This is a genomic window from Microvirga sp. HBU67558 (assembly GCF_018069605.1).
Lineage (GTDB): Bacteria > Pseudomonadota > Alphaproteobacteria > Rhizobiales > Beijerinckiaceae > Microvirga > Microvirga terrae.
Genome location: NZ_JAGPUP010000419.1, coordinates 1 through 10,182 on the forward strand (window position 1 = coordinate 1; position 10,182 = coordinate 10,182).

11 protein-coding genes are annotated in these 10,182 nt (G+C 61.2%); 3 read left to right on the plus strand and 8 right to left on the minus strand.

The genetic code is table 11. The features are described from left to right. The 6 genes from KBI52_RS03850 to KBI52_RS03875 all read right to left on the minus strand — a co-directional run. The coding region (locus tag KBI52_RS03850) for an IS4 family transposase (protein WP_210805450.1) at positions 1 to 1,037 on the minus strand (1,037 nt) is incomplete at its 3' end. Between the two features lie 1,813 nt (positions 1,038 to 2,850). Beyond that, positions 2,851 to 3,426 (minus strand): hypothetical protein, encoded by a 576-nt coding sequence (locus KBI52_RS03855; protein WP_181054513.1) that lies wholly within the window; start codon positions 3,424 to 3,426, stop codon positions 2,851 to 2,853. Continuing rightward, positions 3,410 to 4,336: a bis-aminopropyl spermidine synthase family protein gene (locus tag KBI52_RS03860; protein WP_210805452.1), complete on the minus strand. Its 927-nt coding sequence runs from the start codon at positions 4,334 to 4,336 to the stop codon at positions 3,410 to 3,412. The genes KBI52_RS03855 and KBI52_RS03860 overlap by 17 nt, the downstream gene beginning before the upstream one ends. Next, positions 4,333 to 4,734, minus strand: coding sequence for a hypothetical protein (locus KBI52_RS03865; RefSeq protein WP_210805454.1), 402 nt, complete (start codon positions 4,732 to 4,734; stop codon positions 4,333 to 4,335). The genes KBI52_RS03860 and KBI52_RS03865 overlap by 4 nt, the downstream gene beginning before the upstream one ends. Then, on the minus strand, positions 4,731 to 5,249 hold the full coding sequence (locus KBI52_RS03870; protein ID WP_210805456.1) for an ImmA/IrrE family metallo-endopeptidase: 519 nt from the start codon (positions 5,247 to 5,249) through the stop codon (positions 4,731 to 4,733). Before KBI52_RS03870 ends, KBI52_RS03865 begins: the two co-directional genes overlap by 4 nt. Positions 5,250 to 5,258: 9 nt before the next feature. Beyond that, positions 5,259 to 5,840, minus strand: a complete 582-nt coding sequence (locus tag KBI52_RS03875) for an ATP-binding protein (protein WP_210805458.1) — start codon at positions 5,838 to 5,840, stop codon at positions 5,259 to 5,261. 253 nt (positions 5,841 to 6,093) lie between these two features. Here KBI52_RS03875 and KBI52_RS03880 point away from each other — a divergent pair, with 253 nt between their 5' ends. The 3 genes from KBI52_RS03880 to KBI52_RS03890 all read left to right on the plus strand — a co-directional run bounded on the left by KBI52_RS03880 (position 6,094) and on the right by KBI52_RS03890 (position 7,475). Beyond that, entirely contained in the window at positions 6,094 to 6,366 is a 273-nt protein-coding gene (locus KBI52_RS03880; RefSeq protein WP_247654165.1) for a transposase, read from the plus strand. 72 nt (positions 6,367 to 6,438) lie between these two features. Further along, on the plus strand, positions 6,439 to 6,882 hold the full coding sequence (locus KBI52_RS03885; RefSeq protein ID WP_210805462.1) for a helix-turn-helix domain-containing protein: 444 nt from the start codon (positions 6,439 to 6,441) through the stop codon (positions 6,880 to 6,882). Next, a complete protein-coding gene (locus KBI52_RS03890; RefSeq protein ID WP_247654166.1) occupies positions 6,879 to 7,475 on the plus strand; it encodes an IS630 family transposase in 597 nt (198 codons plus the stop codon). The genes KBI52_RS03885 and KBI52_RS03890 overlap by 4 nt, the downstream gene beginning before the upstream one ends. 7 nt (positions 7,476 to 7,482) lie before the next feature. Here the strand turns inward: KBI52_RS03890 and istB are convergent, their stop codons facing one another. Together istB and istA are read right to left on the minus strand one after the other, a co-directional pair. Then, positions 7,483 to 8,283 carry an IS21-like element helper ATPase IstB gene (istB, locus tag KBI52_RS03895; RefSeq protein WP_210805464.1) on the minus strand — a complete coding sequence of 267 codons (801 nt, stop codon included), beginning with the start codon at positions 8,281 to 8,283 and terminating at the stop codon, positions 7,483 to 7,485. Further along, entirely contained in the window at positions 8,283 to 9,572 is a 1,290-nt protein-coding gene (gene istA, locus KBI52_RS03900) for an IS21 family transposase (protein ID WP_210805467.1), read from the minus strand. The genes istB and istA overlap by 1 nt, the downstream gene beginning before the upstream one ends. Positions 9,573 to 10,182: the final 610 nt, after the last annotated feature.

Below are 10,182 nucleotides of genomic sequence, written 5' to 3' on the forward strand. Positions count from 1 at the left end.
ACGAGATCGGCCCGGCGCGAGCGCAGCATCAGGCGCTCCCCTGGCAACGTCACTTTCAGTTCGGCGAACGCACTCTCGCTTTCCCAGCGCTCGTGGTAGAGCGCCGCCAACTCCAGCGCCGGCGCGGCGACCGGGTCGAGCAGCGTGGTGACCAGCCGGTAGAGCGGCTCCGCGTCCACGATGCCCTCCAAGCGGTAGTCGATGACGCGCACGACTTGTCCCCCCTCAGCGTGCCGACGCTGCTTGGGCGAGGCGTAAAGCCGGCTCAGATAGGAGCCGTCCGGCAGGCGCTCGCAGCAGGGCAGCACTTGGTTCCGACGCACCCGCCACAACAGATCGGCTCCGGACGCGGCGGCCGTGCGCCACAGCTCGAAGCCCGCGAAGGCGCGGTCGGCCAGGCACAGCATGCCCGGCTGCAAGCGCGCGAGCAGCGGCGGCGCCAGCCCGACCTCGCTGGTGGTGTAACGGTCGAGCGCCACCGCAAACAGCGCATGCGTGCCGGTCTCGGCGAGGGTCAAAAGGCGCAATTGCGGAAAGCCACTCTGGCCGCGCGAGGCTGGCGGACGGCCGAAGCGCTCCACGAGATCGGGCGTGTCGGGCAGATCAATCGTGGTGCCGTCCAGGCTGACCAGCCGGCGCCCGCGATACCAGGCGCCGGGCGTGTCGGGGGTGGCAAACGGCGCGGCAATGCGCGCAAACAGCGCCTTGAGCGGGGCCGGACCGAGCCGGGTGCGGGCCCGGCAAATGGCGGACTTGTCGGCCAGGGCGGGGTCCGTGCCGGACAGACGCAGCCAGCGCACGCCCTCCATGAGGCAGCGCAGCACCTCGCCATAGGAGGCTTGGGCATAGAGAGCGAGGGCCATGACGTAGTAGACTACCAGACGCGCCGGCAGCCGGCGGTAGCGCTGGCTCTGCCGACCGGTCTCGGCCAGCACCGCATCGATCAGAGCGGCCGGCACGGTGGTGGTGAGCACGCCCAAGGTGACGTGGTCGCTGATCCGGGTGCCGTCCGGCAGACGTGCAGCCGTGCGGGCCATCGGGGCCTCCTTCGCACACCCCCGCCCCGAGCATCCGTCCGGAACATGCCTAAGTCAACGGTATTGGGGCTAGCGGCGATCGGCAGGCATATTTCGCCTGTCCTTTCCGCATCATGTGGATCATCTCGATGCCGCCTCGGATCGCTCGCGCGGATGCCTACACATGTACCCAAGGCTGAGAACCTGACTGTCCGACGTGAATGCGACAGGATTCCCGCTTGCTCGACCTGCCGTCGAAAACGAGGATTGCCTTATGCTCAAACTCCTTCATAGCATCCGACAGTTGTTCCGCCGGCGGCCTCTCGCTTCTGGTCTGACAGTGATCGAGTACGAGGCTGTGTCTCTGATTGCGTATGAGGGGAGGGCTGCTTACGAGCGAGCGCGGAAGCAGGCGGAATACTGTCTCAGTCGAGGAAGCGAAGCGGGCTGCCGGTTCTGGTCTGATGTCGCCGTTGAGGTCGCCCACCGGACAGGAAATATGAACACGGGAAGGGCGAAGGAACAGCCGCGGTGAGTGAGCCCTGCCTATGGGCCTCGTCTACCCGAGCATCAGCTTCCCAAGCTGAAGCTAATGAACCATCCGAAGCTGATTTACTCTTTAATTGTCAATGACTTGATCCCGCCTTTGCGGGCTTTTCTATTGCTTTGCGATCGTTCCAGGTATTTCGCAAATCTCACAATGTTTGCAGCAGGTTCGGCAGCTTTGTGCAATCTATCACATTTCCGTTCAGCGTAGTCCATGGCACCTGGCTGGCACACGCAAAGCGGACCGAAATCCTTTGACCTGGTGCCGAGCAGCGCTCTGTCACTCTCCATTAAGGATTCCAGCGAGATCCTGTGGACCAAAGCCGATCCCCCCCTACTCAACGGACGAAGAAGCATACACCTCTGATCAGTCAAGTTTGGAGCTTGGCCAAGTTGGAGAACAAGTACGAACTGCTTACTGTTCTCCAGGTGTTCTGGTAGGATTAGCGCCTAGGTCGGCGCTGCGGATGACTGCGGAGGCAGCTTTGGAAACAACAGGCACTTCTCGACGGCAGCTTGACATGTTCCTGCCGACGGAGACGCAGTCATCCGAGATGTGCCATCCGACAGGACGGGGCCTGAATTGCGCTCCGAGAGTGCCGGCTAATCTGATCTGTTGGTCCAAGATGCAGGCCGAAGGCGGGCAGCCGCTAGAGGTAATCGTCCAACGCAAAGAAGCCGAACGGAAGGCCGGCAACGGGCTGTTCTTCTGGGGTATTGGGAATGCACTTGGGTCTGCCGTACAGCACCTCCGCACCGCAGGCAGGCCTATTCCTGTGAAGTTTTCGAGGATGCTGTCAGTGCCGAAGCTCGCTGATAGCGCTCCCTCCGCGGTTTCCATCTGGCTGTCGTACATCGATGAGGATGGCGTGGAGGTCGATTTGCCCAGCCATGCTCTGATCACGAGCCGTGCGCAAACGGCTAAAGGCGACAAGACGCGGCACTACGCCTTGGTCTGCTACTCTGATGCCGGCTTGGAACTGAGGGAGCGCAGCCGGTTGGATCACACCTCGCTTCGGAACTACGCTGGGACTGGCGGCAAGGTCGGGCCCTCTCAAGTCACTAGCTTAGTTGTGCCAACTCATGGCCTCGAGAGCGCCGCCGGCGCGTACTCGGTTGATCTCGAGGCAACTTTGGTCGCTCCATATTTTGTGAAGCTCACGAGGCCAGCCGTATTGACGCAGGGCCTGAGGCATCGCATCGAAAGTTGGGCTGGTGGATCGCAAGAGGAGTGGCGAAGGCTTGTGCTTGATGTACGAACCGCCGCCGCTCTGCAGTTTAGCTCGACTTAGTCTTTTGGAGTGGTACGCAGCAGGACGCCATACGGACGTTGCAGCTTCGCGAAATAGCGGGATTGCACCAGTTTGCGCGGAACCACCTCGTTGTGTTTGTCGGCGCGCACGAGGCAACCCTTGTCAACACGGCCCATGATGTAATTGGAGGCGATCTTGCCTTCTGAGGGGCCATACCCGACCCGGTATTCGCTCAAGTCAAAACTGAGATCTCCTTCTTGGATCTCGTCCAAGACAACGGCGTATCTGGAGCCCCGTACCTCAATCCCTTCAGGGATGGGTTCCCAGTTGATGCCGTCTTTCGAATACTCCGTGGCGACCGCCGCCTCATAATGGTTTGATACGATCTCCTGCATCACAAGGGTGATATCATCGCCATGTTCGATCCTGTGGCTCACGAACGGCTGCAGCTTTGAGATCGGGTGCATGGTGCCGCCACCGTAGCCCCAGAAGATCTTCCCCGCCTTGTCGTACTCGCGGCGCTTCCGCTCGATGATATCCTCGAAGGTTTCATCCGCATGGCGGCCGACCTTCATGAAGATCATTGACTGAAGATCAGGCGCTCTGCTCATTCTCGACCTCTTCTTCCATTATCTCAAAATGATATTCAGTCGGGTCTGCTGTACCGCGCCCGATCTGCGGCGTCTCCCGAACATAACGCACGGCCGCAGCACGATCCTTTCGGCCGTAGAAATTTTTCCGGCGTTCGCCTGGAGTAGGTTCATTCTTGATGTTGTGGTCCGTCCAAGCTTCGATCGACAGAGCGCACGAGGTCAGATCGGATGCGTCATCCAAGTGGTACAGGTGCATCCTCGGCTGCATCTCGCAAACAACCATTCCCCGGTTCAGCGCCTCACCCTGAGTTCTCGCGAGCACATGCCGCGTCCATGGGCGAGCTGGATCATCGCCGATCACGATGACCCCTTTTCCTTTGGGAGCCAGCAGCTGAATTCCCCGTTCCATGAAAACCACAACGCTCTCGCCATCGTTGTACTGGCCCCACGGAGGATTGATGTGGAACGCCCCGAACTGCCCGAGCAGATCGTCGGGTAGAGCATCCAGAACGTTGTAGAGCCTGGCCGAAATGCGATCGGTGAGGTCGTTCGCCTCGGCAAATCGATTCACCGAATTGACCATGCGCTCGTCGAAATCGAGCAGCAAGATCCTCGACGGTCCCCAGTTCAATATTTTCTGGGCCTGAAGATGAGCGATGCACAGCCCGATCGCATCGCCGTCTCCGACGAACACCAGGCTTCGGCCGTGAGTTTTGCGGCAGATGTACTCGGCATGAACCATCATGTCGCCGACCTTCATGTAGATCTGGTCGAACTCACGGATGGGACGTGGCCTGTTCTCTACGATGTCTGACACAGCGTTCAGAGCCAATCGGAGATCAAGTGCCTGACGCCGCGGCTCCTCAATCTCACTCGCAGAGGTTTGCTCATCCTCTGAGCCGGCATCCGTGGTCGCTGAAGCAGTCATTTCTCACCCGCCTTCGGAATTGCATGTTTCATAGGCTGATTGAAGAGGTACTTAGTGACGAGGTAAGCGAGGCCAAACACCTGAGTGAGTACGGCCGGGAAGAGAATCTTCAAAAGACCCGCATCCAAGGTGATGGTGCCGCTCCCAAGGAGGAGCAGGAGAATAAACGCCGCGACAACTTCAAAGCTGACGAGGCCAAATATGAGCTTAGCATAGAGGGATCGAAGCCGCCGCTCCTCGTCCATTTGCTGTGTCCAGACGGACAGGTAGGCGCGAACGCGTTCGCGTCCCTCCCACTCGTCAAAGCTGTTGGGCTGCCAAGTGGATGGGTCTCCTGGAGTAACCTCGCCAAGGACTTCCGTGCGGATCGAGGGCTTGGCGATACCGAGCGGCTTCATTGATCAATGAGCCCAAGCTGATTGAGACGGAGAGCCATGGCCTGTCGCGATACTTGGAACCATTCTGCCATCCCGTCGACATCCAGGATCTCGGGCCAGCGGTCTCTTACAACGCTCGAGGGCATGAGAATGGCGGCGGCAAAGACATTGGCTTCCCACTCTCGCCGGCGATCTTCGTTCCAGGGCTCGTCTGGGTCCGTGATCGTGCGGAAGTTGTCCTCATCGTCTATGAACTCGCCTTCACCCGCAGCCAGATGCAAGACGAAGTGCCCGAGTTCGTGAGCGACTGTGAACCGCTTTCGAACAGGGCGGTCGTCGACATCGACGTAAATGGTGGAGGCACCTCCACGTCTTGCGATCAGTCCATGAATGCCAGGCTCCGAGAATTTGGAATTAAAGACGCGGACGCCCATTCGGTTCGCCAGCTGGACGGGGTCGGTTGGTCTGTCTCCCGCCACGTGTTCCCGCAGGATCTCCTCCGCAACCTGCTCAATTTCTGCCCGTCTGCGGCTCATGGGGATCCTCTACGTCGTAAGGCGGCTAGCAAGCTGCCCGACGAGATCCTCCAATGGCCTGGAGGAGTCAAACAGGTGTACCGCGCCGCCTGCTCCAATGGCATAAACGCCAGCTACGCTGGCTTGGAGGGCGGTATGTAGGTTCGCCTCAAACTCTGTAGGCGTCAGGCGCCCGCCAGGTTCCTTTTCAATTCGCTGGATGGTTACATCCGGTGGAGTGTAGAGCACCCAAATCTGAGTTGCCTGTAGGGCCGAAAACTGGGAAATATGGAAAGGAGTTATCCGAAATCCGTAGTCTTCTTTTGTTACGGGGTGGCTATCTATGAGGACGTGCGAGGTGACCTTTCGACATCGCACGAAATCGAGAAGTATTTTGTCCAAGTCTGCGACATCTTGTGGTGCAATAATCTTTGATGATTGCTCGCGGATGGTGGCTTGTTCGAGCGCAGTGCTACGCTTTTTGTTTACATGCTTTGTGAGTTCTGCTCCGTACTCAAACACCGACAGATTACGGACTCTCTGCTGTAGCGCTCGACTGATAGAGCTCTTGCCTGCGGCAGGAGCTCCCGTTAAATAGATCACCTCACCCATAGGGCATTCCCATTAGAATTAGATCGCAAGTAGCATCGCCGAAAGCCTGCTGGGTGTCCAATCCTACCTTAGGTCTCTTTGGAAGCGCCAAAAGCGCTTTGCTGGCAGTTATCCCCGATCTCTGGCTTGCCTGGTATTCGCTCCGCTTGATGGTGTTGACCTGATTTCTAATGGCAGAGTTCTGAATGGGTTCCGATTGGCTGTGCCCTTGAGCGCACAGCCAATCCGCCAAAGATGGGCATTATTGCCCGAGATGGTGCCTTTAGCTCAATGGTTAGGGCCCGCCGCTCATAACGCTGTCTGTGATGAGGCGGGTCGACCCATCATCCTGCTGCTGTCCGAAGGCCAGCTGAGCGACCATAAGGGCGCTCAGCTCATCCTGGAGACGCTGACTTCTGGCGCAACCCTGATTGCCGACCGAGGCTACGACAGCAACTGGTTCCGGGCAGCTCTTGTCGAGAAGGACATCACGCCATGCACTCCGCCGACCAAGAACCGCAAGGTGCCGATTGCCTACGACACCTAAGCAGATTTCAGCGGGGTGGCCAACGGATGCTGGCTGTGATTCCATCTCCTGGTTTGGTTCGGGAGGCGGATCATGGCAGGCAAATCTCCGGTTGTTGCGAGTGCCGCGCAGCGGCGTGAGCTCATGGCCCTCAGCCACTCGCGGGATCGGGGTGAGGCCGATCGGGCGCGGGCGCTCCTGCTGACCCTGGCCGGCTGGACGAGCCCGCGGATCGCCGAGGCCTTCGGCGTGCGCGAGGATACCGTGCGGCTCTGGCGCAGCGCGTTCAGCCAGGGTGGGGTCGACGCGCTGCGGCGCTCCGTGGCCCCGGGACCGGCTCCGGTCAAGGCCGAGCAGGCGCTCGCGGTGGCCGAGGCGGTTCTGGCGGAGCCGGTGGCGGATCGCCCCAACTGGACCTTGCCGCGACTGGCCGACGAGATCGAGAAGCGCTCCGGCCTCCGCATCTCGCGCTCACGGCTCTCGGTCGTGTTGCGCCAAAGGGGGCTTTCCGCTGGCGCCGGCCGCGCCACACCCTGAAGGGCCGCCAGGATGCCGACGCCGTGGACCGCGCTGGTCTGCGCCGCAAGCTCCTGAAGGCGCAGGCCGAGGCCGGTGACATCGTGCTCTTGTTCGGCGATGAGTCTGAGGCGCTGACCCATCCCTATCTCGCCCATGCCTGGGCCAAGAAGGGTGCGGATCTGCGCCTTCCTGCGCCCGGACAAGCCGCCAAGGTGGCGCTGCTCGGGGTGCTCGACTGGGCGGCGCGGGACCTGATCGTGCGCACCAGCCGACGCAAGCGCAGTGCCGACTTCATCGCGCTTCTGGACCAGATCGATAGGCAGTGTGGCCCGATGCCTGGCCGTGCGCAGCAACCGATCGTGCTCGTCCTCGACAACGGCCCGATCCACACCAGCAAGGCGACACGCGCCGCCCTCGCTGAGCGGGCCTCCTGGCTCACGGTCGAGTGGCTGCCAAAGTACGCCCCCGAGCTCAACGACATCGAGGAACTCTGGCGCGATCTGAAGCGGCATCATCTTGCTCACCAGACATTCTCAGGGCCGGAAAGCCTTGATGCCGCCATTTGTCAACCGAATCGAAGAATTGACCCCTTGGGCGAATTGAAGGTTTGACCCCCTCTCATCGCTTTGTGTCTCCCTCAGTTTCGAGGGCTGCTCCGGCCTTCTGCAGAAGGCCGGATCGGCGCTTTTCACGAAGCCGGTAGCTGTCGCCGCGGATGGTGATCACCGTCGAGTGATGCAGCAGGCGATCCAATATCGCCGTCGCCACGACGGCGTCCCCAAAAACCGATCCCCATTCGCCCACGGAGCGATTGGAGGTGATCAGGATCGAACCCCGCTCGTAGCGGCGCGACACCAGCTGGAAGAACAGATGCGCCGCATTGGCCTCAAACGGCAGATAGCCAAGTTCGTCGATGATCAGCAGTTTCGGCCGTGCCAGGATCGTCAGCTGCTTGTCGAGCAAGCCATCGTCGTGGGCCTTGGCCAGCATCGCCACCAGCGTCGCGGCCGTGACGAACTGCACGCTATAGGTCTGCCGGATCGCCTCGCGTCCGAGAGCGACCGCCAGATGAGTTTTGCCGGTGCCCGGAGGCCCTAACAGCAAGACCGCATCCCCATGCGCAATCCAGCGGCAGGTGGCCAACTCCCGGACCTGTCTTGGATCCAGCGACGGCTGTGCGTCGAAGTCAAAGCCGTCGAGTTCGCGCACGAACGGGAACTGGGCGATCTTGCTCGCCATGGCGATCCGCCGCTCGTCGCGCCGTGCGATCTCGCGCTTCACCAGGAACGCCAAGGCTTCGCGCAGGGTCATGTCCGACCGAGCCGCCTCGTCCAGCAGCGTGTCGAGCTGGTCGCGGATCGCCGTCAGCTTGAGCCGATCGAGCATCGCCACCAGCGCCTCGTGATCGATGGCCGTCATCACCAGCCTCCTCCCACCAGCGCCTCGTACTCGGCCAGCGGCCGCAGCAGGGCGGGCGGCACAACGATGTCCGTTGGCGCCGACCGCACCGGCCCCGCAGCGCCGGCCACGCCGGTCAGATGCGCCCACTTGACAATCCGTTGGCGGCGGCCCCGGCACAGGGCATGATCGGCTACGACCTCGCCCGCATGACGCACGATCACGCGTCCGCCCAGCACCACGACCTGGACACTCTCCCCGATCAGCCGCCACGGCACCGAGTAGCTGTTCGTGTCCAGGTCGATCGCGCAGTCGGCCTGAACCTTGCGCACCAGATCCCGCAGCTGCCCGAACGGCGCCCGCCCGCCGAGGGGGCGAAGCGCCCCGGCCTCGTCCGCAAAGCGCTCTGCCGGAGCAACGCCGGTGGTGCCGTGCACCCGCTGATCGGCGATCTCGCGCGTCCACCGGTCCAGATGCGCCTCGAGGGCAGCCCAGCTCTCGAAGCGGCGGCCCGCGATGGCATTCTTCTTGACGTAGCCGACCCCGCGTTCGTCCTTGCCCTTCGTGCGCGCCCGGTAGGGCGCACACGCGCGGGGTGCAAATCCCCAATAGCGGGCAAAGGCATGCAGCCGGCCGTTGAACCGCACCTCCCGGGTGGCCGCATCGTGATGCTCGACGAGCGCCTTGGGATTGTCGAACAGCACTTCCGCTGGAACCCCGCCGAAGCGCAGAAAGGCGCCTTCCATGCCCTCGAACCAGTCGGCCTGACGCTCCCGCAGTGAGGCCCGGATATGCAGCCGGCGCGAGTAGCCCAGCGTTGCCACGAACAGGTGCAGCCGCACCCGCTCACCGCCGATCCAGACCCGCGTGTCGCCAAAGTCGATCTGCATCTGCTGGCCCGGTGCCGTCTCAAACCGCACGGTTGCCCGCATCTGCGCCTTCAACTCCCGGCGCCAGCGCTGCACCCGCAGTTCCACCGAGCGCAGCCCGATGACGATGCCATGCTCGCTCGCCAGCTCCTGGCGCACCACGTCCGCGTTGCCACCATGCCGGAAGAAGCGCTCCCGCAGCCATTCATCCAGCCCGTCGAACGCCGTCCGGCGCACGGGCTTGCGGAACGCCACAGCCCCACCTTGGCGCAGATAGCGCCGCACCGTGTTGCGTGCACACCCGAATTCTTTTGCCAGCCGCTTGGCTCCCCAGCCAAGCCCATGCAGCCGCAGCATTGCGGCCACCTCCTCAGCCTGAAGCATCTCGTCTCCCCGCATCGTGCGCGACAATGCAGGATCCACTAAAACCCCAATCGACATCTATTCCTCCTTTGCCAAGGAGGGGTCAGCTCTTCGTTTCGTCAGGGGGTCACTTTCTCAGTTCGGCCGACACCATTCACGAGGCCACTATGAAACTCAATCGCGAACGACATCGCCATCCGTTGGCTAGCCACCGAATCGCTGCTTAGATATCCTGATTGCTGTCGTTGCGGGGATGGCCTTGTGAGAGGCTGAGGCATCGATCCAGCAGAAGAAGAGAGCACCCAACTGGGTTTGGAGCCTCAGCCTCCCAACCTCATTGTCACGCCACATATTGCGGATTGCGTCGGCTATGGTGGTCTGCTTCTCCTGCTCAAGCTTTCCCGCAGCAGGCTTGGCCAAATTCAAGTATCTGATTAGTCTTATGGTTCCGTTCCAAGTCGTTAAGTACATCCACGCGCCGTTCTCGAATCATAGTTCCAGACTGCGAATCGAGCTTAGGGCCGAATACTGGGCGATCTCGAATCAAGTGCGTAACTTCGAATCACCCGGAACCGGGCTTTTACACGCGGATTGACTCGGCCGTTTCAGCTAAATGATTCTATCCAAAGAAGTTTCCCACCGCTGAATCGATCTATTGTGAATGGATTCTTGACGCGCGACTCCACAG